Genomic DNA, 24,185 nt, shown 5'->3' with positions numbered 1-24,185 from the left:
TGCCGGCCCGTGGTCCCTGCGACCACCTCGACGAGGCCTCATACATAGACGCAGCCGGTCGTTCTTGACAGCAAACGGGGGTTGACCGTGGAGGCGAGTCCATACATAGGGTGGGCTTCAGCCCACCGTGCCAGCATCGGCGCCGGTGGACTGAAGCCCACCCTACGGAGAGCGGGCATGCCGTGCGTCCTTCACATTCTCTGTTCCCTGCCCACCATTCGCTGACCGATACAATCGAGCGATACCCGACCACCCCATCCCGCCGCAGGAGACTCCCATGGGCCAATCGATCAACATCCCCACCAGCGGCACGCAGTGCATCGGCGGCTACCTGGCCAGGGCGCAAGGCAAGCCCAAGGGCGGCGTGGTGGTGATCCAGGAGATCTTCGGGGTCACCGCGCACATCCGCGAGATGGCCGACCGCTTCGCCGCGGTCGGTTACACGGCCATTGCCCCGGCCTTCTTCGATCATCTGGAAACCGGCGCCGAACTCCCCTACGACGACGCCGGCATGCAGCGCGGCAAGTCGCTCATCACCGAGCTCGGGCTGGAACGCGCGGTGGAGGACGTTGCCAGCGCCGCCGAGGCGATCGGCTCGGCCGGCAGGATCGGCACCGTCGGCTACTGCTGGGGCGGCACGGTGGCGCTGCTTTCGGCCTTGCGGCTGGGGCTGCCCTCGGTGAGCTACTACGGCGCGCGCAACCTGCCGTTCCTGGGCGAGAAGCCCAAGGCGCCGGTGATGTTCCATTTCGGCGAACGCGACCGGAGCATCCCGCCCGAAGCGGTGGACAAACACCGTGAGCGGCTGCCGCAGATGGACGTCTACACGTACCCGGCGGGGCACGCCTTCAACCGCGACAAGGACGCGCACTACGACGAGGCCAGCGCCCGGCTCGCCTGGCAGCGCACGCTGGCGTTCTTCGACAAGGAACTGGCGGGCGCATGAACACCGGTTTCCTGCTCGATCCGCGCCTGGCGGCCGACACGCACCCGGTCGCCCGGCTCGTGCTGTGCGAACTGCGGCTGATGGACGATGCCCGCTTTCCCTGGCTGGTGCTGGTGCCGCAGCGCGCGGGGCTGGTCGAGATCTCCGACCTGACGCCCGCCGAGCGCACGCTGCTGTGGCATGAGGTCGACCGGGCCGGCGCCGCGCTGAAGGCAGTGGCGCCGTGCGACAAGCTCAACCTGGGCGCGCTGGGCAACATCGTGCGCCAGCTGCACGTGCACATGGTGGCACGGCGTGAAGGCGACGCCGCATGGCCGGGGCCGGTCTGGGGTCATGGTCGGGCCGAGCCCTACGACGCGACGGCGCGCGAGGCGCTGGCCGGTCGGCTGCGCACTGCCCTGGCCGAATAACGCGAACGAAAAAGGGGAGGACCATGCCTCCCCTTTCCGATGCCGTCTCGCGCCTCAGTGCTGCTGCTGGGGCGAGTCGTAGCCGCGGCTGGCATCGCGGTTCTTTATCTCGTCGTTCATCTTGACCGGCGCGTGGTAGTCCTCCAGCGCGCGCGCCTTGGTCTCGACCGGGTTGATCTTCTTCAGCTCGCCGTCGTCCTCGTAATAAACGGCAAACCCGTAATCGAGCACCATGCGCGCCATGAACTGCAAGTGCGCCTTGCGGATCTTCGAATCGTCGCTGCGCACCAGCAGCACGGTCGCGGGCAACTTGCCGACGTCCTTCAGGTACGCGAAGTGGCTGCCGGTATCGAGCGCCGAAAGCACCGCGCCGTCGACCAAAAACTGGCCACCCTTGTAGGCCTCGACGGTGGTGTCGAATTCGTTCTGCGCCTTGGCGATGGCGGCCTGTTCCTTGACGCTGCCGCTGTGGCAGCCCCCCAGGACCAGCAGCCCTCCCAGCAGGAGCGCGGCGCCAGCGCGTTGGAACATCGTCGAAAAGCGGATCATGGGGATCTCCTGGGTCGAACCTTGGGAACCGGCGCAGTTTAGCGCCACGCGGGGGACATCGGCCGTCCCCGGCCGACGCCATGCATGCGGATGCTCAGGTGCGCGGCAGGGTCACACCCTGCTGGCCCTGGTACTTGCCGCCGCGGTCTTTGTAACTGGTTTCGCATTCCTCGTCCGATTCGAGAAACAGCATCTGCGCCACGCCTTCATTGGCATAGATCTTGGCCGGCAGCGGCGTGGTGTTGGAAAATTCGAGCGTCACGTGCCCCTCCCACTCGGGCTCGAGCGGCGTGACGTTGACGATGATGCCGCAGCGCGCGTAGGTGCTCTTGCCCAGGCATATGGTGAGGACCTTGCGCGGGATGCGGAAGTACTCGACCGTACGCGCCAGCGCGAAGGAATTGGGCGGGATGATGCACACGTCCGCCTGCACATCGACGAAGCTTTCCGGGTCGAAGGCCTTCGGGTCGACGATCGTCGAGTTGATGTTGGTGAAGATCTTGAACTCGCGCGCGCAGCGCACGTCGTAGCCGTAGCTGGAGGTGCCGTAGGACACCAGCTTGTTGCCCTCGCGCACTTTCACCTGGCCCGGCTCGAACGGCTCGATCATGCCGTGCTGCTCGGCCATGCGGCGGATCCACTTGTCGGACTTGATGCTCACGCGGCGCTCCATCGGTGGCCCGGGCGACCGGGCACAAAGCGGGGAAAATACACGGCAGGCCGCGAAGGCGCCAGCCGCCCACGCGGCGAGGGCGTAGGGTGGGCTTCAGCCCACCAGCGTCATCCCGCCGAAACCGGGCCGGTGGGCTGAAGCCCACCCTACGATCGCAGGTCGGCGGCGAGCGCGTGATCGAGCGCCGCCAGCAGCGCGCGCAGCTCGGCGCATCGCTCGGGGCTGGCCAGCACGTCCTCGCGGCTACAGCCCGCGCCCGGCAGGTCCACGGTGCTGCAGGCCCCGCCCAGCACGCGCGCCGACATGGTCGTGAGGATCTCCACCAACGCCGCCTGCGCATGATGCGAGCCGCGCCCGGAGGCGTTGAGCAGCGCCACCGGCTTGCCGGGAAACTCCAGGCTGCCGACCAGCCAGTCGAGCAGGTTCTTGAACGCCCCGGGCACGCCGTGGGCGTATTCGGGGCAGGCGATCAGCAATGCGTCGGCCTGCCCCACCGCCTCGCGCAGGGCGCGCGCGGCGGGCGGCACCGCCACCACCTCATCATCCGGATTGAAAAGCGGCAGCTCGCCCATGCCCGGGTACAACACCAGTTCGAGGGCGGCCGGCGCGAGCGCCTGCGCCGCCTGCAGGGCTGCCGTATTGGCCGAATGCCCGCGCAGGCTCCCCGAAAGGCACAGCACCCGCCGGGTGACAGCACTCACGCGGAGGGCGCGTTCTGCACCACGATCTTGCCCAGGCCCAGCGACTTGTTGCGCGGCTGGCGCGACAGCCGGCCAGCGGCGTTGCGGGCAATCTCGCGGTAGCGCGCGGCCAGGTCCGACTCGGGCATCGCCGCGACGGTGGGCGTGCCGCCATCGGCCTGCTCGCGGATGCGGATGTCCAGCGGCAGCGAACCCAGGTGCGGGACGGCGTATTTGTCGGCCATGTGCGCGCCGCCGCCGGTACCGAAGATGGCCTCCTCGTGGCCGCAGTTGGAGCAGACGTGGGTGGACATGTTCTCGACCAGGCCGAGCACCGGCACCTCCACCTTCTCGAACATCTTCAAGGCCTTGATCGCATCGAGCAGCGCGATGTCCTGCGGCGTGGTGACGATCACCGCGCCGGCCACCGGCACCTTCTGCGAGAGCGTGAGCTGGATGTCGCCGGTGCCCGGCGGCAGGTCGATCACCAGGTAGTCGAGCATGTCCCAGCGGGTGTCGTTGAGCAGCTGCATCATCGCCTGGGTGACCATCGGGCCGCGCCAGATCATCGGCGTTTCCGGGTCCACCAGGAAGCCGATCGACATCGCCTGCAGCCCATGCGCCTGCATCGGCACGATGCTTTTGCCGTCGGGCGACTGCGGCTTGCCCTCGATGCCGAGCATGCGCGGCTGGCTGGGCCCGTAGATGTCCGCGTCCAGCACGCCCACCCGCGCGCCCTCGGCCTGCAGGGCCAGCGCCAGGTTGGCCGAGACGGTGGACTTGCCCACGCCGCCCTTGCCCGACGCCACCACGATGATGTTCTTGACGTTGGGCAGCGGCGCCAGCACGCCCTGCACTTTGTGCGGCTGGATGCGGCTGGCCATCGACACGCTCGCCGCCTCGATGGCCGGATCGGCCTCCAGCGCCTGGCGCGCTCGCGCGCTCAGGTCCTCGATCACCGAGGCGGCCGGATAACCCAACTGGATATCCACCGACACCCGCGCGCCGTCGACGCCCACAGCGCGCACGGCGTCGGCGAGGGGGGCGCCGGTATGCGGGTCGATCAGCCCGCCGAGAAGCTGGCGCACGCGCGTTTCGTTGAGTTCGGTCATGGAGTCATGCATCAGGTCATGGGTCGTCGATTATGCCAGCCGGGCTGTTCCCGGCGCCTGATGCAGGTCAGCCACGAGGCGTTGCGCAACGCAGCTTGACGGCCCCGCGGCGGCTCGTCACGCTCGCACCGTACGCTTTCGTACGGGAGGGCAACCATGAAGCAACTGTTCCGTCTGGCGTTGTTCACCGGCCTGCTGCTCGGCAGCGCCGCCGTCTATGCCGCCAACGACACCCCGGTGGGTACCTGGAAGACGATCGACGACAAGACCGGCCAGGCCAAGTCCATCGTGCAGATCACCGAAGAGAACGGCGAGTTGCAGGGCAAGGTGCTGAAAGTATTGAAGTCGGACGAAGGCCCCCATCCGCTGTGCCACGAGTGCGACGGCGAGCGCAAGAACCAGCCGATCGAAGGCATGACCATCCTGTGGGGCGTCACCCGCGACGACGACGTGTGGGACGGCGGCAAGATCCTCGATCCCAAGAACGGCAAGACCTACAAGGTCAAGCTGCGCATGCTCGAGGGCGGGCAGAAGCTCGACGTGCACGGTTACATCGGCTTCGCGCTGCTCGGCCGCAGCCAAGTGTGGGAGCGGCAGGAATAAGGCACCACACCCCGTAGGGTGGGCTGAAGCCCGCCCTACGGGGCGACTCAATCGAACGGCAGGTTGTCGATCAGCCGCGTGTTGCCCAGCCGCGCGGCGATCAGCGCCACCAGGCCCCTGGTTTCGTCGTCGGCCGGCTCGGCCAGGTCTTCCGCGCGGCGGATCACCGCATAGTCGGGCTGGAAGCCGGCCCGCTCCAGTGTCGAGGCCGCCACCTGCTCAATCACCTTCCGCGCGTGCCCCTTGTCCAGCAACTCGTGCATTTTCAGCAGGGTCTGGTGGATCTGCGGCGCCAGCGCGCGTTCCTCGGCTGACAGGTACTGGTTGCGCGAACTGAGCGCCAGGCCGTCGGCGGCGCGCAGGGTCGGCGCGGCGACCACCTTCAGCGGTAGCGCCAGGTCGCGCACCATCCGCTCGATCACCTTCAGCTGCTGGAAATCCTTCTGGCCGAACACGGCCACGTCCGGCTGCACCAGGTTGAACAGCTTGCACACCACGGTGGCCACGCCATCGAAATGGCCCGGACGATGCGCGCCTTCCAGCGTGCAGGTAAGGCCAGGCACGTGCACGCTGACGCTCTGCGCGGCGCCGAACGGGTAGATGGTTGCCGGGTCCGGCGCGAACAGCAGGTCGCAACCCATCTCGGCGAGCCCGGCCTGGTCCTGCGCCAGGGTGCGCGGGTAACGCTCGAAATCCTCGCCCGGGCCGAACTGGGTGGGATTGACGAACACGCTCGCCACCACCCGGTCGGCACGCGCGCGCGCCAGCTTGATCAGCGAGTGATGGCCCTCGTGCAGGTTGCCCATGGTGGGCACGAAACCCACCGTCTGGCCCTGGATCCGCCAACCGCGGATGGTTGCGCGCAAACCGGCGGCGTCTTGCACAATCTGCATGGTCGCTTCCCGAGGTTCAGTCGAAACAGTGCTCCGGCGCGGGGAAGGCGCCGTTGCGCACGTCCTCGGCGAAGGCGGCAATCGCCGCGGCGACAGAATCGCGGCCCGCGAGGAAATCCTTGCTGAACTTGGGGCGTTTGCCTGGCGTGAGGCCCAGCAGGTCGTAGATCACCAGTACCTGCCCGTCGCAATGCGGGCCGGCGCCAATGCCGATCACCGGGATCTCCACGGCACGCGCGATCCGCTCGCCGAGCGTGCTGGGCACGCCTTCGATCACCAGCAGATCGGCGCCGGCGGACTGCACCGCCAGCGCCTCTGCCACGACGCGATCAGCCGCCTCCTGCTCGCGTCCCTGGATGCGGAAGCCACCGAACTTGTGCACCGACTGCGGCGTGAGGCCCAAATGCGCGCACACCGGCACGGCGCGCGCGGTGAGCGTGGCGATGGCGTCGAGGATGTGGGGCGCGGCGCCTTCGAGCTTCACCGCGGCCGCACCCGCCTCGCCGACCAGGCGAGCGGCCGCTTCCAGCGTGTGCGTCACGTCGCGGTCGGCCATGAACGGCAGGTCGGCGACCAGCAACGTGGCGGTCAGCCCGCGAGCCACGGCGCGGGTGTGGTAGACCATGTCTTCCAGCGTCACCGGCAGCGTGCTGCGGTGGCCCTGCACCACCATGCCCAGCGAATCGCCGACCAGCGCCACGTCCACGCCCGCGGCCTCGAGCTGCCAGGCGAAGCTGGCGTCATAGGCGGTCAGCATGGTGATCTTGCGCCCCTGCGCCTTCATCGCGCGCAGCCCCGGCACGGTGACCGGCTTGCGGGCGGGAACGCTGGCGTTGTCCACGTACACGGCAGTTCCTTGAGGTGAGGCGAACTGGCGATTATCGGCCCCCCGGTCGCGCAGGCCAAGCGCGGACCCTGGAGACAGTAGGGTGGGCTTCAGCCCACCGCACCTAGGCCGCGTTGCTGCGAGTGACCTTCAGGCCAGCATGACGGTGGGCTCAAGCCCACCCTACGGTTGCGCGGTGCAGCCGGAGGTGTCGGTGGTGGCCAACAGCGCGTCCACCCGGCCCTGCCCGGGCAGTTCGAGGTGCGGCGCGAGGTCGGCCAGCGGCAACAAGACGAACGCACGCCCGGCAATGCGCGGATGCGGCAGCGTCAGTTGCTCGTCGTGCAGCACCACGCCATCCATGTGCAACAGGTCCAGATCCAGCGTGCGCGGCCCCCAACGCTCGCCGTCGCGTACGCGGCCGGCTGCGCGCTCGATGCCAAGCAGCGCATCCAGCAGCTCATGCGGGGCCATCGCGGTTTCCAGCTCGACCGCGGCATTGAGGAACGGCGGCTGCTCGCGCACGCCCCATGGCGGCGTGCGGTAAAGCCGCGACTGCGCCACCAGGCGCGTCCGTGGCAGCGCGGCCAGGGCTTCGAATGCCTGGCGCAGGATCGCGTGCGTGTCGCCCAGGTTGCCACCCAGCGCGACGAAGGCCCGTGCCATGGGACGGATCAGGCCGAACCGGACTTGCCCGAGGGCTTGCGCCGGCGACGCTTGCGCGGCGGCGCGGCGCTCGGCCCGGCGGACGCCGCCGCGCTGGCCGGCAACGCGGCCGCCAGCACGTCCTGCGGCAATTGCTGTGCGTGCGCCCACCACTGGCCGAGCTCGCGCATCGCCGGCGATTCGTCCGCGCGCAGCAACAGGAAATCGAACGCGGCGCGGAAGCGCGGATGCGCCATCAGCCGGAACACGCGCTTGCGCTGGATCTGCTCGAAGCGCGGCTGCAGCGACCAGATCTCGTCCATGGTGAGGGTGAACCGGCGAGGGATCGCCACCCGCTGGCACTGCTCGCCCACCACATGTGCGGCGGCGCCCGACCAGGCCTCGTTGACGTCCATGCCCTTGGCTATCCAGCCGTGCGCCAGGTCGCGCACCTCACCCCACAGCAGCACCGCGAACAGGAACGCCGGCGTCACCGACTTGCCTTCGGCGATGCGCTGGTCGGTGTTGGCCAGACCCTGCTCGACCAGCGAACGCAGCGCCTCGTCGCCGCGCCTGAGCGCGCGTGCGGTGGCCGGAAACAGGAATTTCAGCAGCCCGCACTGTTCGAGCATGCGGAAACTCTTGAGCCCGTTGCCGGCCAGAAACATCTTCAGCGATTCGTCGAACAGCCGCGCCGGCGCGGCGTCGCACAGCAGCGGACCGAGCTCCTCGAACGGCGCGGACGCCTTCGGGTCGATGGTGAATCCGAGCTTGGCGGCGAGCCGCGCGGCGCGCAGCATGCGCACCGGATCTTCGCGGTAACGCGTGACCGGGTCGCCGATCAGGTGCAGCTCGCGGTTCTCCACGTCCTGCATGCCGCCGACGTAGTCGCGCACCGAGAAATCGCTGATGTCGTAGTACAGCGCGTTGACGCGGAAGTCGCGACGCACCGCGTCCTCCTCGATCGTGCCCCACACGTTGTCGCGCACGATCAGCCCGTCGACGATGTGGCGGTCACCGGCGGCGCCCTCGACCTCGCCAGTGCCGCGGAAGGTGGCCACTTCGATGATCTCCGGCCCGAACACCACGTGCGCCAGGCGGAAGCGTCGGCCGATCAGGCGGCAGTTGCGGAACAGCTTCTTGACCTCGTCCGGCGTGGCGTTGGTGGCCACGTCGAAATCCTTGGGATGGCCGCCGAGCAGCAGGTCGCGCACGGCGCCGCCGACCAGGAACGCGTCGTAGCCGGCGTCATGCAGGCGGTAGAGGACGCGCAACGCGGCCTTGCTGATGTTCTTGCGGGAGATCACGTGCCGCTCGCGGGGAATGATCGCGGGCACGGGCGTGTCGGAAGTCCTTGCTTCTGGGTTCAAGCGGTCTGGATCCTTGGCGGCGCGACTGGCGCCGATGCAACAATCGCGGCGCAATGCGCAGCGTCCGTCCGCGCGGCAATGGATGCCGCCGGTGTGTTCCGGACGGCAGCGCGAAGACTCTTCACGAGGCATTGCCGGGCGAAACAATTCCGCTATACTAGCGCGCCTCGCAGCTCTGCGCTCCCTTCGTCTAGTGGCCTAGGACACCGCCCTCTCAAGGCGGGAACACGAGTTCGAACCTCGTAGGGAGCGCCACTGTTTTTGCAATCGTCCATGATTGCCGTTATCTGGTCGGGCCTCGGTAACCCATGGTCTTCAGCCATCGGCTAGATTAGAAGCGGCCATCCATGGCCGCACTCTTCACAAAGAGCAGCGCTTCGGTCGGGGTTTTTCGAGCAGGCTGACCGGGGGCACTTCTCTACAGCCGACTGAAGCCCACCATGACCTTTGTCGTCACCGACAACTGCATCAAGTGCAAGTACACCGATTGCGTCGAGGTCTGCCCGGTCGATGCGTTTCACGAAGGCCCGAACTTCCTGGTGATCAATCCGGACGAGTGCATCGACTGCACCCTGTGCGAGCCGGAGTGCCCGATCAACGCGATCTACCCGGAAGACGACGTGCCCGCCGGACAGGAGGCGTACGTGGCGCTCAATGCCGAGCTGTCGCGAGACTGGCCGGTGATCACCGAGCGCAAGGACGGGTTGCCGGACGCCAAGGAATGGGAAGGCAAGCCGGACAAGCTCAAGCTGCTGGAGCGCTGAGCGTCCCGCCAAGTCATGCGACGCCGCCTTCGGGCGGCGCTGTCGTTTGCGGCTTGGGCGGCATGGCGGCGAGCGTTTCGACTTCGCCCTGCGGGCTACGCTCAACGCGAACGGTTCATCTTGCCCGGTCGGCTCAATCTCGTAGGGTGGGCTTCAGCCCACCTTCCTCTTGCGTCGAGGCATGGTGGGCTGAAGCCCACCCTACGGCTTGCCGGTTCCTTGTGCCCTGTCGCCTGAGCGTGGGCCTGCAGCGCCGAAGTCGAAGGGGTCGGCCGCAGCTCAAAACAAACGCCGCCCGGAGGCGGCGTCTGGAACAAACAGGCCTCCGGCGATCAACCGCCGAGCTTGGCCTTCAGCGTATCGACCACCTTGGCCACCGCGGTAGCCTGGCCTTGCGCGCGCACTTCGCTGGCGTTGCCGCCGCTGGCGGTGACGGTGACCTGCACCTGGCGGGAGGCTTTGCCGGCCGTAGCGGCGTCGCCCTTGCCGTTGCGGTGGAACAGGCGGCCAAAGAAACCGCGCTTCTTGGCCGGCTTCGCGGCCACGTTCACCGTGTAGGTATGCGCGGCATCGTCGCGTGCGGTGACCTGCCCCACGCCGGCCAGCGCCTCGCCGACCCGACGATAGGTGTTGTCGGCACTGTCGGACAGCACGAAGCCGTCGGCGATGACGCCACCGGCGCCACCGACGTCGGCGGTGACACCCGCGGCGGTCGGGTTGTTCGCGCCCGGCGGCGGGATCACCAGCGCATCGCTTGCCGGCGGCGTGTCCAGGCCCGGCGGGATCTCCAGCGGAGACTCCTGGCGCGCGGTTTCCCAGGCCTTGTGCGAACGGAGCATGCCGCAACCGGAAAGCAGCAGGCCGCTGAGCAGCAGGACCGGCAGGGCGACGACGAGCGAGGTTTTCTTCATGGAGTGTGTTTCCGAATAAGGATCAAACAGCGGCCGGAGGATCAGGCGACGGCCGCCAAGGATGCCAGAGCGGCCAGGGCTTCGCGCAGGCGCGCACGATCCGGACCGTCGGGAAGTTCGAGCAGCGGCAGCCGCGGACACGCCGAACCGAGTCCCAACGCCGGCAGCATGGCCTTCACCGCGATCGGGTTGGGCGCGCAGTTGAGCGCCTGCACCAGCGGATCGAGCCGGTCGTGCGCGCATCCGGTAGCCGCCTGGTCGCCCGCCGTGGCCGCGTCGCACAACGCGCGGAACGCCTGCGGCACCAGGTTGGCCACCACCGATACAGTACCGGCGGCGCCGGCCAGCATGGCCTTGCCGGCAGTGCCGTCGTCGCCGGACAGATAGACGAAATCGGCGCGCGCAAGTTCCGCAAGCGCGCCAATGCGTTCGCCCGTGGCGACCGCCTCCTTGACGCCCAGGATCGCCGGATGCTCCCGGAGCTGCGCCACGGTCTCCGGCAGCAGGTCGCAGCCGGTGCGCGTGGGCACGTTGTAGAGCACCACCGGCAAACCGCCGTGTTCGGCCACTTCCAGGAAGTGCCGGCGCAAGCCTTCCTGGGTCGGGCGCACATAATAAGGGGCCACCACCAGCGCCGCGTCGGCGCCCAGCGCGGCGGCGCGGCGGGTCTGCGCCACGGTACGCGCGGTGCCGGCCTCGCCGGTACCGGCGATCACCGGCACGCGGCCGCCGACGTGGTCTACCGCGAAGGCCAGCAGGCGCTCGAATTCGTCCTGCTCGAGCATGTGCGCCTCGCCGGTGGAACCGGCGACCACCAGCGCCTGCGTACCTCCCGCAAGCTGCTGGTCCAGCAGCCGCGCGAACGCCGGCAGGTCCAGCGAGCCATCGGCGGCAAACGGCGTCACCAGCGCGCAGATGCTTCCACGAATATCCAAGACGCGATTCCGGCTTGAAGGCAAGCAAGGGATGGTACCGGCGGCCCGTGCACAGGGGAAGGGACGACCCCGTAGGGTGGGCTCCAGTCCACCGCCAGCCCCATGGGGGGCTGACGCCCCGCCCTACGATTCGGGGGACATCCCGGGTAAGCTGATCGGGTTCCCCTTGTCCGCCTTGCGGGATCCCTACAGGTAGCCTCTCTTGAACCGTCCTTCCGCGCGCGCCGGCGCCGACAACCAATTGTTGATCCACACGCTGACGCCAGCGTCGCGCGCGCCGTTGCTCACGCTGACCAAGCGCATCGCCGATGCCGGCTGCAGCCTTTCCGACGCCCGCGTCTCGACCATCGGCAACGACACGTCGGTGTTGATGCTGGCCGCCGGCGCTTGGGACGCGATCGCCAAGCTGGAAACCGCGCTGGCCAAGCTCGGCCGCGACGAGGAACTGCGCCTGGCGTACTACCGCACCGGCGCACGCGAGCACAACGGCACGCTGCTGCCCTACCTGGTCGAAGTGGTGGCGGCCGACCGCCCCGGCATCCTGGTGAAGGTGGTGGAGTTCTTCAGCCGCCACGACATCCGCGTGGAACAGCTGAGCTCGATGCGCTACCAGGCCATGCAGACCGGCGCGGAGATGTTCCAGGCGCAGATCACCATCGGCATTCCCTCGCAGATCCACCTGGCGACGCTGCGGGACGATTTCCTGGAGCTGTGCGACGGGCTGAACCTCGACGCGATCATGGATCCGGTCAAGTTCTGACGCCCGCCCTGCTGTGGGGGCGATGCCTTTCCGATGTGCATCCACAGGCCTGTAGGAGCCCACTTGTGGGCGATGCCTTACCCGATGAGCATCGCGGCAAAAGCATCGCCCACAAACGGGCCCCTACGGGAGGCTGGCGCAAGCTCCCAGCATCGCGCGTAGAGGCTGCGCCGGCAACCCTGTTGCATGTCACCGCGGCGCGCTAGTCTTCGCCCGAAGGCGCACGGTGCGCCTGCTTTCCGACCTCGCGGAGACCCCATGCCCGACATCGGCAAACCCCTTCCCCCCCTGATCGGCACCACCGGCGACGACACCGAACTGGAGCTTTCCGAGTTCGAAGGCCGCTGGGTGGTGGTGTACTTCTACCCGAAGGATTCCACGCCCGGCTGCACTACCGAAGCACAGGATTTCCGCGACCTCTACGATGACTTCCGCAAGCGCAACGCGGACATCATCGGCGTGTCGCGCGACTCGGTCACCTCGCACGCCAACTTCGCCGACAAGCAGGCCCTGCCCTTCCCGTTGATCGCCGACACCGACGAAAGCTGGTGCAAGGCCTTCGACGTGATCCACGAGAAGGTGCTCTACGGCAAGACCCACATGGGCATCGTGCGCAGCACCTTCCTGATCGATCCCAAGGGCCATCTCGCGCAGGAATGGCGCGGCGTGAAAGTCCCCGGGCATGCCCAGGCCGTACTGGACGCCATCCCCACCAAGTGAAGCCCTCCGGCATCTCCGAGCATTCCCTTCGCATGGCGCGCAGCCGTGCTCTCCGGCGGCCTGTGACCCCAGCAACCAGGGTCCGGGCCGCTTTTCTTTGGTCCGACCCAAGCGAGGCAACTTCCGCATGACCGGAAGCAAGCGAATCTACGCGCTCGACACCAACGTGCTGCTGCACGACCCGACCTCGCTGTTCCGCTTCGAGGAACACGACGTCTTCATTCCGATGACGGTGCTGGAGGAACTGGACGAAAAGAAGAAGGGCGCCTCGGAAGTCTCGCGCAACGGCCGCCAGGTCAGCCGGTTCCTCAACGAGTTGATCGTACGCGGCAACGGCCACGGCATCAGCAATGGTCTGGAGCTGTCCAACCCGGAGGGCGTGAGCCTCAAGCGGGGCGGCGCGGTGGGCCGCCTGTACTTCCAGCAGCGCACCTCGGCCAACGGCCACGGCAAGGCCGACAACCTGATCCTGGCGGCCGTGCTCGAACTGCGTGAGCAGAACCCGGACCGTCCGGTGATCCTGGTTACCAAGGACATCAACCTGCGCATCAAGGCCAAGATCTACGGCATCGATGCGGAAGACTACGAAAACGACCGCGCGCTGGACGACTTCGCCCTGCTCTACACCGGCTCGAACGAACTGGCCGAGGATTTCTGGGAGCACCACCCGGAAGTGCAGTCCTGGACCGAGCGCGGCCGCACCTTCTACAAACTGGACCGCCGCGAGGACGAGGACTGGTACCCGAACCAGTGCCTGTTCCTTCCCGGCGACAACAGCGTCGAGCTGCGCGTGCTGCAGGTGGACGAGAACCAGGCCACGCTGGTGCTGCTGGACGACCACAGCCATCCCAGCCACAGCGTGTGGGGCATCGCCGCGCGCAACCGCGAGCAGAACTTCGCGCTCAACGTGCTGATGGACCCGGACATCGATTTCGTCACCCTGCTCGGCACCGCCGGCACCGGCAAGACCCTGCTGGCACTGGCTGCCGGCCTGGCTCAGGTGATGGACCAGCAGCGCTATCGCGAGATCATCATGACCCGCGCGACGGTCTCGGTCGGCGAGGACATCGGCTTCCTGCCCGGCACCGAGGAAGAAAAGATGACGCCGTGGATGGGCGCGCTCACCGACAACCTGGAGGTGCTCGCCAATCCCGAGGAAGGCGGCTCCTGGGGACGCCAGGCCACCAACGACCTGCTCGCCTCGCGCATCAAGATCCGCTCGCTCAACTTCATGCGCGGGCGCACCTTCCTGTCCCGCTACCTCATCATCGACGAGGCGCAGAACCTGAGCCCCAAGCAGATGAAGACGCTGATCACCCGTGCCGGTCCAGGCACCAAGATCGTCTGCCTGGGCAACGTGGAACAGATCGATACGCCCTACCTGACTGAAACCACTTCCGGCCTGACCTACGCCGTGGACCGCTTCAAGGACTGGGAGCACTCGGCGCACATCACGCTGCGACGGGGCGAGCGCTCGCGGCTGGCCGATTTCGCTTCCGAGGCGCTTTGATCCTGGGGCGGGCCACTCCGGCCCGCCGATCCTTGTAGGAGCGCACCCTGCGCGCGACCGCGGTGCCGGACGCGGCTGCGCGGCTGATCGCGGCCCCGCGATCGCGCACAGGGGTGCGCTCCTACAAAAAGGCCCGGCATCCGTCTGCGGCAGCGCCGCAAGCCACCTGCCACCCACCCGCCAGCCTGTTCACGCCGGCTGCGCAGCGCGTGGGGCATAACGGCGCCCTCCTTGCGCGACCGGCTCATGCTGCGGCGCAAACAATACGCTAGAGTATGGACATGACTATCCAACCCGCCGTCGACTTCGCCAGTCCTATCCGCAACGCACCATTGCCCCCGCCAAGCCACCAGCGTTTCGCGCGCCGCGAGGCCGTGCCGGCCACCGGCGAGCCGGTCACCACGCGCGATGGCCGGACACTGCACCTGCGCTCGATCGAGCCTGGCGACGTCGCTGCACTGCGCCGCTGCTTCAAGCGGCTGCCGGCCGAAGACATCCGCCGCCGGTTCCTGCACTCGCTGACCGAGTTGCCCGAACCGATGGCACAGCGCCTGTGCCATATCGATCCGGCGATCGAGGCGGCCTACGTGCTGGTCGACAACGCCGTAACACCGGCCGAACTGCGCGGCGTGGGCCGCATCTTCATCGACGAAGCGGCCGACAACGCCGAATTCTCGGTGCTGGTCGAGCGCGACTGGACCCGCCTGGGCCTGGGCGCGGAGCTGATGCATCGGCTGGTCGCCACCTGCCGCGAGCGTGGCCTGGCGGAGTTGTGGGGCTACGTGCTGGTGGAAAACCGCCCGATGCTGCGCCTGTGCAACGAACTGGGCTTCACCTCGCGCATGATGCCGGACGAACCTGGCGTGGCGCAGATCACGCTGCGCCTCTGAAGCCACTCGAAGCCGACAGGTCGCGGACATCTCGCCCCTCGTGGCAACCTCGAATTACCCGTCGGCTCGATCCCTTGTAGGAGCCCACTTGTGGGCGATGCTCTCGCGTGACCGGAGCAAGGCATAGCCCGCAAGCGATCTCCTACGGAGCCCGGCAACCGTCCGCGGTAAACTCCCCCGCTTTCCGCCGCGATTTCCCCGGCGCGACAAGCGCAGCCCATGCCCCAGATTTCCCATCCGCCGCTCCCCACCACTCCCAGGCAACGCCGCTTCTGGACCCCTCCCCACGGTTCCTCGCGCGCCCTGCTGATCGCCGAGGCCGCGCGCGACCACGCCGGCCTGCTGGTGGCGGTCACCCGCGACACCCAGCGCGCCTCGGCGCTGGAGGACGAGCTGCGCATCTTTGCCGGCGACCTGCCAGTGCTGCATTTTCCTGATTGGGAAACGCTGCCCTACGACATCTTCAGCCCGCATCCGGAGATCGTCTCCCAGCGCATCGCCACGCTTTATCGCCTGCCATCGGTAAAACGCGGCGTGCTGGTGGTGCCGGTGGCCACGCTGATGCAGCGCATCGCCCCGCGCTCGCACATCACCGGCTCGGGCCTGATGCTGGCCAAGGGCCAGAAGCTGGACATGGCCGCCGAGCAGCGCCGTCTGGAGGCGGCCGGCTACCGCCACGTGCCGCAGGTGGCCGAACCGGGCGACTACGCCGTGCGCGGCGCATTGATCGACATCTTCCCGATGGGCACGGCCGAGCCTTACCGCATCGAGCTGTTCGACGACGAGGTCGATTCGATTCGCAGCTTCGATCCGGAAACCCAGCGCTCGCAGCAGCCGGTCGAGAAGGTCGAACTGCTGCCGGCGCGCGAGTTCCCGCTCACCGAGGGAGCCGCCAGGGACTTCCGCAACCACCTGCGCGAACGTTTCCCCATCGACATCCGCCGCTGCCCGCTCTACCAGGACATGAAGGAAGGCGTGACGCCCGGCGGCATCGAGTACTACCTGCCGCTGTTCTTCAAGCAGACCGCCACGCTGTTCGACTACCTGGGCGACGGCGCCTTGTTCGTGCTGGGCGAGGGCGCCGGCGAGGCGTCGGACCAGTTCTGGACGAACACCGCCGAACGCTACGACCAGCGCGCCCACGACATCGAGCGCCCGGTGCTGCCGCCGGCCGAGTTGTACCTCTCGCCCGAACAGTTGCGCGAACAGCTGAACAAGCGGCTGCGCGTGGAAGTGGTGCCCTCCGGGCACGAACACAGCATCGACTCCGGAACGCTGCCAGCGCCCGAGGTGCCGTTGAACCGCAAGGGCGAGGAGCCCGGCACTTCGCTGCGGCATTTCCTGGAAAGTTATCGCGGCCGCGTGCTGGTCGCCGCCGATTCGGCGGGCCGCCGTGAAGCACTGGCCGAGACACTCGCCGCCGCCGGTCTCAAGCCGCAGAACGTGGGCGGCTGGTCTGCGTTCCTCGGCAAGCCCGCATCTGCTTCCTCTCTCCCGGCACAGGCAGGGGGACCTCTGGTTCCGCCTGCCAAAGACAACAGTCTCTCCGTCTCGCCACCCCCCTCCCCTGACGTTGCCGAAGGAGAGGCGGCCATGCCGCGCTTTGCCATCACGGTGGCATCGCTGGAGCAGGGCTTCGCCCTCAAGCAGCCCACGATTACGGTCCTCACCGAACGCGAGCTCTACGGCGAGCGCGTCCGCACCGATCGCAAGCGCCGCCGCGGCGCCGCGCGCGATCCGGACGCGATCATCCGCGACCTCACCGAGCTTTCCGTCGGTGCACCGATCGTGCACGTCGACCATGGCGTCGGCCGCTACCAGGGCCTGGTGTCGATGGAACTGGGCGGCATGGAAGGCGAGTTCCTGGTCATCGAATACGCCAAGGGCGACAAGCTGTACGTGCCAGTGGCGCAGTTGGGGCTGGTCAGCCGCTATTCCGGCACCGCGCCGGAACTCGCGCCGCTGCATTCGCTTGGCGGCGACGCCTGGGAACGCGCGCGCAAGAAGGCCGCCGAGAAGGTTCGCGACGTGGCCGCCGAGTTGCTCGCCATCTACGCCCAGCGCGAAGCGCGCGGTGGCGAGTCGATCGACATCGACCGCGGCATGGTCGAGGCCTTCGGCGCCACCTTCCCGTTCGAGGAAACGCCCGACCAGGAACAGGCCATCGACGCGGTCATCAAGGATCTCGCGGCGCCGCGTGCGATGGATCGCGTGATCTGCGGCGACGTCGGCTTCGGCAAGACCGAAGTGGCCTTACGCGCCGCCTTCGCCGCAGCCACCGCCGGAAAACAGGTGGCGGTGCTGGTGCCCACCACCCTGCTCGCCCAGCAGCACTACCGCAATTTCGCCGACCGCTTCGCCGACTGGCCGGTGAAAGTGGACGTGCTCTCGCGCTTCAAATCCACCAAAGAGGTCAACGACGCGCTGAAGCGCCTCGCCGACGGCCAGATCGACGTGATCGTCGGCACCCACAAGCTGCTGCAGCCGGACATCAAGTTCAGGAACCTGGGCCTGGTCGTGGTCGACGAGGAGCAGCGATTCGGCGTGCGCCAGAAGGAAAAGCTGAAAAAGCTGCGCGCCGAAGTCGACCTGCTCACCATGACCGCCACGCCCATCCCGCGCACGCTCAACATGGCCATGGCGGGCCTGCGCGACCTGTCGCTGATCACCACCCCGCCGGCCCACCGCATGGCGGTGCGCACCTTCATCAGCGCGTGGGATCCGGCGACCATCCGCGAGGCCTTCCAGCGCGAGCTCTCGCGCGGCGGCCAGGTCTACTTCCTGCACAACGAGGTGCAGACCATCGAGCGCACCGCGCGCGAGCTGGAGGAACTCATACCCGAGGCGCGCATCGGCGTCGCCCACGGCCAGATGCCCGAGCGCGAGCTCGAGCGCGTGATGGCCGACTTTCACCGCCAGCGCTTCAACGTGCTGGTGTGCACCACGATCATCGAAACCGGCATCGACATCCCGACCGCCAACACCATCATCATCGACCGCGCCGACCGCTTCGGCCTGGCCCAGTTGCACCAGTTGCGCGGCCGCGTCGGGCGCTCGCACCACCGTGCCTATGCCTACCTGATCGTGCCCGACCGCAAGGCGATCACCGCCGATGCCGAGAAGCGTCTCGAAGCGCTTGCCTCGCTGGAGGAACTGGGCGCCGGTTTCACCCTCGCCACCCACGACCTGGAAATCCGCGGCGCCGGCGAACTGCTGGGCGAAGAGCAGTCCGGCCAGATCCAGGAGATCGGCTTCGGCCTCTACACCGAACTGCTCGACCGCGCCGTACGTGCATTGAAATCCGGCAAGGTGCCCGATTTCGACCTCTCTTCCGAGCACGAAACGGAAGTCGAGCTGCATTTGCCCGCGCTGATCCCGGACGACTACCTGCCCGACGTGCACACCCGCCTGACCCTCTACAAGCGCATCGCCAGCGCCAGGAACGAGGATCAGTTGCGCGACCTGCAAGTGGAAATGATCGACCGCTTCGGCCTGCTGCCCGAGCCGACCAGGACGCTGTTCGCCCTATCCAGCCTGAAACTGATGGCCACGCCGCTGGGCATCCGCAAACTGGACATCGGCGCCAGCAATGGCCGCATCACCTTCCGCGACAAGCCGGACATCGAGCCCATGGCGATCATCCGCCTGATCCAGAGCCAGCCCCGTGTTTACAAGCTCGACGGCCAGGACAAGCTCAAGATCACCCTCGACCTTCCCGGCGTCGCCGAACGCATCCGCGCCACGCAGGAAGTGCTCGTCCAGCTCGGCGCCCGTCGCCCCGCCTAGCCCGCTTGGCCACGCCTTAGCGCTCCGGGCCGGGACCGGAGCGGAGGGTTCCTCTTGGACAACCTGGCGCGGCTTCCTTCCGCGTTCTGCGGGGAGCCCAGTGAGCGGCCTCGCTTGCTACAGCTTGCGCCCTGCCTTGCAGTTCCCGGAAGGGCTGCCGGCTGAGGGCCGCTCCCGGGAAGATCGGGCGCACGTTTCGACGCTAGGCCCGATCCAGCGGACTCAACACGCCCTTCCCGCCCCGGTTCAATACATGCGTATAGATCTGCGTGGTCGCCACATCCTTGTGCCCGAGCAGCTCCTGGATCGTCCGCAGGTCATAACCGGCCTCCAGCAAGTGGGTGGCGAACGAATGGCGCAACGTATGGCAGGTAGCCGGCTTGACCAACCCGGCCCGCACGCGCGCGCGCTTCACGGCCCGCTGCAGCGTTGACTCGTCCAGATGATGGCGCCGCTCGATCCCTCCGCGCGGGTCGCAACTGCGCACCGACGCAGGAAATACATACTGCCACCCCCAATCGGCAGACGCGTTGGGATACTTGCTTGCCAACGCATCGGGCAACCATACCCGTCCAAAGCCGGCCTCCAGATCCCTCTGATGGATACGCGAAGCTTCTGAAAGCTGGGCCTGCAAGGGACCGGCGAGCGACCGGGGAAGCATCGTGAGTCGATCCTTGCCGCCCTTGCCCTGCCGTACGATCAATTCGGCACGCGAGAAGTCCAGATCCTTGACGCGAAGCCGAACGCACTCCATCAATCGAAGCCCGGATCCATAGAGCAGACTGGCCATCAACCATGCAGTCCCGGAGAGCTCACCCAACAGCGCTGCCACCTCCGCCCGCGTCAGCACCACCGGCAAGCGCTGCGGCTTCTTTGCCCGCTCGATCCCGTCCAGCCAAGGCAGTTCCACGCCAAGCACCTGCCGGTACAGGAAGAGCAACGCAGAAAGCGCCTGATTCTGTGTAGAAGCCGAGACCCCGCCGTCCACCGCCAAGCGCGTGAGGAAGTGCTCGATCTCGGGCGCTCCCATCTCGGCGGGGTGGCGTTTGCCGTTCGCCAGTATGAACCGCCGTATCCAACCGACGTATGCCTCCTCCGTGCGTCGCGCCATCCCCAACCGACGCACTCGTCCACGTACCTGATCGAGCAACCGCGGCCGCCCGTCCTGCACTGCGCTTGCCGATCCCGCTACCTCGTGAAAGGATGCCAAGTGTTCACCCCGCAAAAGGTCGTCAGATTAGGCCGCAGGATTAGACTGCAGGAACCGGCGTAAGCTATTGTGGCGCGAAAGATTTTTGCCCTCGGTAGAGTAGGCCGATGCCGAGATAGGCTGCAGGGTTATCTGGCAAATTCGAATCTACTTAAAGTTAGGCTTCAAGGGGAAGGAAGTGGATACTACGAAACTGGATGGCGAGCTGACATGGGTGGAATACTCCGACGTTGACGAAGGTGAGGTCCGTCGTCTAATTCTGCGCGAGCATGAGCTGGCTATTGATGTTACTTGCGCTGGGTACCAATACACAGGAACCCTACACAAGGTTGGCCCACATAAATATTCTGGCAAGTGGACGTGCGTGGCAAGTGGTGAGACGCACCAAGATGACGCCTCGTGCACGCTGTACGAAACAGAGGATGGGTATTTTCTTTTCGGTAAGTGGCACGAAAACGGCACAAATCAATATTGGTGGGGCGAGTTGTCGTCAGTCGAGCACTTCCGCGACGAGTTGTAGCCTAACCAGTCGTCCAAGCGGACGCGCGAAAAGCCGCGCGCCGCTTAACTCCAGCGTTAGGCCTCACCCACAGCAGGGGAACGGACAATGAAAGGGATGACTGGCAAGGGAGATCGCTTCGTGGTGTTCAAAGACGGGAATCTTTGGCGCTGGCATCTAATCGTTTCCAACTCGCCATCTGCCGTCCCAGTTGCAACGAGCGGCAGGGGTTATACATCAAAAAACATGGCGCTCAAGGCGGTTCAATCAGCGCGTCTGGCGGCATCGCACGCGCCGGCTGATCCGCTCGTGGAGCCGTAGTTGCAAACCTCGCATATTCATACCTGGCCGCTCCCGTGGCCTAACAGGTCAGTCAAGCGGACGCGCGAAAAGCCGCGCGCCGCTTACCTCCAGCGTTAGGCTATCCAAGCGGCGCATTTCAGCAAGTAAGGGGAACTCCGTGAAGAAAATTGTTTTAGTTGCACTTGCCGTGCTCGTGGCCGGTTGCGGCGTCGATCCAGTCAAAATGAACACGTCCGACGGCTCATCGCGTTACTTCATGAACTGCGGCGACGACAAAGGTGCTTGCGTGGCTAAGGCCAACGAGCTTTGCCCCAACGGTTACACCATCTCCAACGAGAACAACAAGACTCAAATGTCCTTCAACGCATGGCGCGGCAGCAGCGAGTCGGAGATAACCGTGGAAGTCCAATGCAAATAGCCTAACCACTCGTCCAAGCGGACGCGCGAAAAAGCCGCGCGCCGCTTAACTCCAGCGTTAGGCTCTATGCGTCCAATTGCCTGTCTAGTTGTGCTCGGCCTGCTCTTGTCTGGTTGCGCCGGTTTCTTGCGCAGCCCGTCACCAGAGGCCACTGAGCTTGCAGCCTCGCTTTCGTACGTCGCTGGAGACCTGCCTCTTGAGCCGGGCTCGGGCATCGTGTCCGTCGGCAACTACTACTTCCCCAATGGCTATCCCAGGCTTGTGCACTTGGCTCCCGGCAAACGTGAAGTCGGCTTTTACTGTGCTGGCCAAATCTACGTAGATGGCCCACCCACAATCACGTACGACTTTGTAGGCGGTCAAAGTTACGAGCTATATTGTCAGAAGGGCCAAGGGCATATCCGTGTAGTGCAACCTGCGGGCGGGCCTAACCCGTCGTCCAAGCGGACGCGCGAAAAACCGCGCGCCGCTTAACTCCAGCGTTAGGCCGCACAGGATGATCATGGTTCCCATCGTCCCGATCGCTGAAGACATGGCCGAGAGCTTCCGTGCCTGTTTGGACACTGTCGCACGTGAGAAGAAGTATCTTGCACAGGTGGAGGCACTGCCGCTGGAGCGCGTTCGTGCCTTTGTTCAAGAGAGCGTTGCCACAGATGCAGTTCAGTTTGTCGCACTGGAAGCAGGGCGGGTAGTCGGGTGGGCAGACATCTTTCCTGCATGGGCACACGCGATCGCCCACTGTGGATTCCTTGGAATGGGTGTTCTCCCCGGCTACAGAGGCCGGGGCATCGGCAAGCGTCTGCTACAGGCCTGCATAGCCAAGGCCTGGTCCAAGGGCATCACGCGCGTCGAGTTGGAGGCGCGCATAGACAATGAGCGTGCTATCCGGCTCTACGAGTCTGCAGGGTTCGTGCATGAGGCGGTCAAGGTACACGCTATGCGGTTCGATGGCGTGTATTACGATGCTGTGCAAATGCGGCTACTGCGCAGTGTGGCCTAACTGCTCGTTCAAGGCGGACGGCTGCGCCGCCGCTTAACTCTGGCGTTAGAACTCGCCATGCTTCGACGGCTCGCAGAAAAAATTCCGGCGCACCTCCCAAAGGCGTTTGTCATTGGGCTGGCTTGCTGGGGCGTGGCTGCAATACTCATGGGCGCTGCCTTTGCGTGTGTAAAACTTGGCTGGCACGCCGCTTACATGATGGTATTCGCAGCTATCTTCATCTGCATTCTTGGCTTCATGGGGAGCGTCGCTTGGTTCTTGGTGGAGCAAACCTCAGGTCGCGTAACCAAGTGGCGCGGCTAAGTTCTAACAACTCGTTCAAGGCGGACGGCTTCGCCGCCGCTTAACTCGGGCGTTAGGCCCCAGCTTGCGGCATCCTCAAGATCCTGCTGACGCACATCATGAAGATCACCAACTTCCTCGTGCTGGACACTAAAGGATCTGAGATCCCAGCTGACCCTCACGGCAATAATCTCGCGTTCTGCTGCTGGGTGTGCGGCCACCCTATTCTAGCGATCGCCCTCGACAATCAGCGTGGGAGCGATGAAGAGCGTCCCGCAACCTGCAGGAGTTGCGGCACTCAGTACTTCCTGGACGTGCGACCGCAAGCTGAAAAGCTGTACATTCATACAGTTGGGGCCGGGGCCTAACAATGCGTTCAAGCCGACACCGCTTCGTTACGCCAAGCACATGGCAGGTACAGCTTGCCATGTGCTTGGCTCCACTGCGCGGCGCGGCTTAACTTAGGTGTTAGACCTTATGAAGCGCATCTTCGTACTCCAGCATTTACATGTTCTTCCAGGTGGCTGCGAGGACGTCAAATTTCTTGGCGTATACAGCTCAATAGAGTCGGCTCATGCAGCAATCAGCCGACTCAAGCTTCAGCCAGGCTTTTGCGATCATCCCAACATTGTCGACCCAGACAACGATTCCGACGATCAAGGCTTCCACCTAGATGACTACGAAGTGGATAAGGATCATTGGACTCAAGGGTATGTCACCGTCTAAGGTCTAACAATTCGTTCAAGGCGGACGGCTTCGCCGCCGCTTAACTCAAGCGTTAGGCGCCACGTGATGCACTTACGCACGCTCGCAATCGCACTTGTAACCTCATTCGTCCTTGCGGCGTGTGCAAGTTCACCCGCATTTCCAAAGCTAGACCGGTCATCGCGTCTGGATCTGTCGAGCATTGCAAAGCGCTTTGGCGTTCCAAGTTGCAGCGTTTCGGTACCATTGACGAAGCCGGAAGTGCTCCGTGCGGCTAGATTGCAAGGCGATCCATATCCAGAGCGTCGAGCGAGTTGGCAGGCGATGGTTGCGGCTCTGCAATCTGACGATCAATTGCGTCAGGTGCGTTGCCTCACAACCGGGCCAACGGGTGTTGCTGCCGGTGATGTGTTTTACGGTCTTTTTCGGGCTGGCAAGATGGTCGCCGAAATGCACACAGTTATCATCAATTAGGTGGCAGGCGTGTCGCCTAACAGTTCATTCAAGCCGACCGCCAAACCGCTACGCGGTTCGTCGGCGGCTTAATTCAGGCGTTAGGGGCCACACGATGTTTCCGGGCGTTCACGACAGCGAAATCGTTGCTTACTCGGCTGACTCGCGCAACGCAGAGCTAGTCCTCACCTTTGCGCCGGGTACTGGCTCGGCCAAAGACGGTTTCCGACTCATTTTCCGCGGCGTTGCTGCTCATCAGTTCGTATACCCCGAGCTTCCGTCCATCGTGCTCGCCCTTTCAGAACTTCCTGCCGAGACGCTTCTCCAGAAAG

24 protein-coding genes and 1 tRNA gene are annotated in these 24,185 nt (G+C 65.8%); 14 read left to right on the top strand and 11 right to left on the bottom strand.

Annotated elements, in window-relative coordinates; genetic code table 11:
- Positions 1 to 277 precede the first annotated feature (277 nt).
- Both OSC30_RS16190 and OSC30_RS16185 read left to right on the top strand, forming a co-directional pair.
- A complete protein-coding gene (locus OSC30_RS16190; protein WP_267172882.1) occupies positions 278 to 946 on the top strand; it encodes a dienelactone hydrolase family protein in 669 nt (222 codons plus the stop codon).
- Entirely contained in the window at positions 943 to 1,356 is a 414-nt protein-coding gene (locus OSC30_RS16185) for an HIT domain-containing protein (RefSeq protein ID WP_267172881.1), read from the top strand. The genes OSC30_RS16190 and OSC30_RS16185 overlap by 4 nt, the downstream gene beginning before the upstream one ends.
- A gap of 54 nt (positions 1,357 to 1,410) precedes the next feature.
- Here the strand turns inward: OSC30_RS16185 and OSC30_RS16180 are convergent, their stop codons facing one another.
- The 4 genes from OSC30_RS16180 to apbC form a co-directional block, all read right to left on the bottom strand.
- Entirely contained in the window at positions 1,411 to 1,905 is a 495-nt protein-coding gene (locus tag OSC30_RS16180; protein WP_267172880.1) for a hypothetical protein, read from the bottom strand.
- A 94-nt stretch (positions 1,906 to 1,999) separates the two neighbouring features.
- Positions 2,000 to 2,566: a dCTP deaminase gene (gene dcd / locus OSC30_RS16175; protein WP_267172879.1), complete on the bottom strand. Its 567-nt coding sequence runs from the start codon at positions 2,564 to 2,566 to the stop codon at positions 2,000 to 2,002.
- 158 nt (positions 2,567 to 2,724) lie between these two features.
- Positions 2,725 to 3,279 carry an NADPH-dependent FMN reductase gene (locus tag OSC30_RS16170; protein WP_267172878.1) on the bottom strand — a complete coding sequence of 185 codons (555 nt, stop codon included), beginning with the start codon at positions 3,277 to 3,279 and terminating at the stop codon, positions 2,725 to 2,727.
- Complete coding sequence (gene apbC, locus OSC30_RS16165) at positions 3,276 to 4,370, bottom strand: iron-sulfur cluster carrier protein ApbC (protein WP_267172877.1); 1,095 nt, start codon at positions 4,368 to 4,370, stop codon at positions 3,276 to 3,278. Before apbC ends, OSC30_RS16170 begins: the two co-directional genes overlap by 4 nt.
- 156 nt (positions 4,371 to 4,526) lie before the next feature.
- Here apbC and OSC30_RS16160 point away from each other — a divergent pair, with 156 nt between their 5' ends.
- Positions 4,527 to 4,973: a DUF2147 domain-containing protein gene (locus OSC30_RS16160; protein ID WP_267172876.1), complete on the top strand. Its 447-nt coding sequence runs from the start codon at positions 4,527 to 4,529 to the stop codon at positions 4,971 to 4,973.
- Between the two features lie 47 nt (positions 4,974 to 5,020).
- On the opposite strand, the gene panC is transcribed toward OSC30_RS16160, so the two are convergent.
- From panC to pcnB, 4 genes are all read right to left on the bottom strand, one after another.
- The gene (gene panC / locus OSC30_RS16155) at positions 5,021 to 5,866 is read right to left on the bottom strand and encodes a pantoate--beta-alanine ligase (RefSeq protein ID WP_267172875.1); all 846 of its coding nucleotides are present in this window, start codon (positions 5,864 to 5,866) and stop codon (positions 5,021 to 5,023) included.
- A gap of 16 nt (positions 5,867 to 5,882) precedes the next feature.
- Positions 5,883 to 6,713 carry a 3-methyl-2-oxobutanoate hydroxymethyltransferase gene (panB, locus tag OSC30_RS16150; RefSeq protein WP_267172874.1) on the bottom strand — a complete coding sequence of 277 codons (831 nt, stop codon included), beginning with the start codon at positions 6,711 to 6,713 and terminating at the stop codon, positions 5,883 to 5,885.
- Positions 6,714 to 6,875: 162 nt separating this feature from the next.
- A complete protein-coding gene (folK, locus tag OSC30_RS16145; RefSeq protein WP_267172873.1) occupies positions 6,876 to 7,358 on the bottom strand; it encodes a 2-amino-4-hydroxy-6-hydroxymethyldihydropteridine diphosphokinase in 483 nt (160 codons plus the stop codon).
- An 8-nt stretch (positions 7,359 to 7,366) separates the two neighbouring features.
- A complete protein-coding gene (pcnB, locus tag OSC30_RS16140) occupies positions 7,367 to 8,707 on the bottom strand; it encodes a polynucleotide adenylyltransferase PcnB (RefSeq protein ID WP_267172872.1) in 1,341 nt (446 codons plus the stop codon).
- A 179-nt stretch (positions 8,708 to 8,886) separates the two neighbouring features.
- Here pcnB and OSC30_RS16135 point away from each other — a divergent pair.
- Both OSC30_RS16135 and fdxA read left to right on the top strand, forming a co-directional pair.
- Positions 8,887 to 8,962: transfer RNA gene (locus tag OSC30_RS16135), tRNA-Glu, on the top strand.
- 185 nt (positions 8,963 to 9,147) lie between these two features.
- Positions 9,148 to 9,471 (top strand): ferredoxin FdxA, encoded by a 324-nt coding sequence (gene fdxA / locus OSC30_RS16130; RefSeq protein WP_267172871.1) that lies wholly within the window; start codon positions 9,148 to 9,150, stop codon positions 9,469 to 9,471.
- Positions 9,472 to 9,803: 332 nt separating this feature from the next.
- Here the strand turns inward: fdxA and OSC30_RS16125 are convergent, their stop codons facing one another.
- Complete coding sequence (locus OSC30_RS16125; RefSeq protein WP_267172870.1) at positions 9,804 to 10,382, bottom strand: hypothetical protein; 579 nt, start codon at positions 10,380 to 10,382, stop codon at positions 9,804 to 9,806.
- 41 nt (positions 10,383 to 10,423) lie between these two features.
- Complete coding sequence (gene dapA, locus OSC30_RS16120) at positions 10,424 to 11,317, bottom strand: 4-hydroxy-tetrahydrodipicolinate synthase (RefSeq protein ID WP_267172869.1); 894 nt, start codon at positions 11,315 to 11,317, stop codon at positions 10,424 to 10,426.
- Between the two features lie 202 nt (positions 11,318 to 11,519).
- Here dapA and OSC30_RS16115 point away from each other — a divergent pair, with 202 nt between their 5' ends.
- The 5 genes from OSC30_RS16115 (at position 11,520) to mfd (ending at position 18,983) form a co-directional block, all read left to right on the top strand.
- A complete protein-coding gene (locus OSC30_RS16115; RefSeq protein WP_267172868.1) occupies positions 11,520 to 12,077 on the top strand; it encodes a glycine cleavage system transcriptional repressor in 558 nt (185 codons plus the stop codon).
- 258 nt (positions 12,078 to 12,335) lie between these two features.
- Positions 12,336 to 12,797, top strand: a complete 462-nt coding sequence (locus tag OSC30_RS16110; protein ID WP_267172867.1) for a peroxiredoxin — start codon at positions 12,336 to 12,338, stop codon at positions 12,795 to 12,797.
- Between the two features lie 127 nt (positions 12,798 to 12,924).
- Positions 12,925 to 14,307, top strand: coding sequence for a PhoH family protein (locus OSC30_RS16105; RefSeq protein ID WP_267172866.1), 1,383 nt, complete (start codon positions 12,925 to 12,927; stop codon positions 14,305 to 14,307).
- Positions 14,308 to 14,594: 287 nt separating this feature from the next.
- Positions 14,595 to 15,197: a GNAT family N-acetyltransferase gene (locus OSC30_RS16100; RefSeq protein WP_267172883.1), complete on the top strand. Its 603-nt coding sequence runs from the start codon at positions 14,595 to 14,597 to the stop codon at positions 15,195 to 15,197.
- A gap of 219 nt (positions 15,198 to 15,416) precedes the next feature.
- Positions 15,417 to 18,983, top strand: a complete 3,567-nt coding sequence (gene mfd / locus OSC30_RS16095) for a transcription-repair coupling factor (protein WP_267172865.1) — start codon at positions 15,417 to 15,419, stop codon at positions 18,981 to 18,983.
- 202 nt (positions 18,984 to 19,185) lie between these two features.
- Here mfd and OSC30_RS16090 read toward each other — a convergent pair whose 3' ends face one another.
- On the bottom strand, positions 19,186 to 20,133 hold the full coding sequence (locus tag OSC30_RS16090; RefSeq protein WP_267172864.1) for an integron integrase: 948 nt from the start codon (positions 20,131 to 20,133) through the stop codon (positions 19,186 to 19,188).
- A gap of 1,019 nt (positions 20,134 to 21,152) precedes the next feature.
- On the opposite strand from OSC30_RS16090, the gene OSC30_RS16085 reads away from it, so the two are divergent.
- From OSC30_RS16085 to OSC30_RS16070, 4 genes are all read left to right on the top strand, one after another.
- Positions 21,153 to 21,413, top strand: coding sequence for a hypothetical protein (locus tag OSC30_RS16085; protein ID WP_209622012.1), 261 nt, complete (start codon positions 21,153 to 21,155; stop codon positions 21,411 to 21,413).
- A gap of 502 nt (positions 21,414 to 21,915) precedes the next feature.
- Positions 21,916 to 22,413: a GNAT family N-acetyltransferase gene (locus tag OSC30_RS16080; protein ID WP_007810608.1), complete on the top strand. Its 498-nt coding sequence runs from the start codon at positions 21,916 to 21,918 to the stop codon at positions 22,411 to 22,413.
- A 759-nt stretch (positions 22,414 to 23,172) separates the two neighbouring features.
- The gene (locus OSC30_RS16075) at positions 23,173 to 23,421 is read left to right on the top strand and encodes a DUF7336 domain-containing protein (RefSeq protein ID WP_267172863.1); all 249 of its coding nucleotides are present in this window, start codon (positions 23,173 to 23,175) and stop codon (positions 23,419 to 23,421) included.
- Positions 23,422 to 23,968: 547 nt separating this feature from the next.
- Positions 23,969 to 24,185, top strand: a 217-nt coding sequence (locus OSC30_RS16070; RefSeq protein WP_267172862.1) for a hypothetical protein, incomplete at its 3' end; no start/stop codon positions are given.

It is taken from the genome of Frateuria hangzhouensis (assembly GCF_026410505.1).
Taxonomy (GTDB): Bacteria; Pseudomonadota; Gammaproteobacteria; order Xanthomonadales; family Rhodanobacteraceae; genus Frateuria_A; species Frateuria_A hangzhouensis.
Note: the sequence above shows the minus strand (reverse complement) of the source record. Positions and strands in the feature narration are given on the sequence as shown.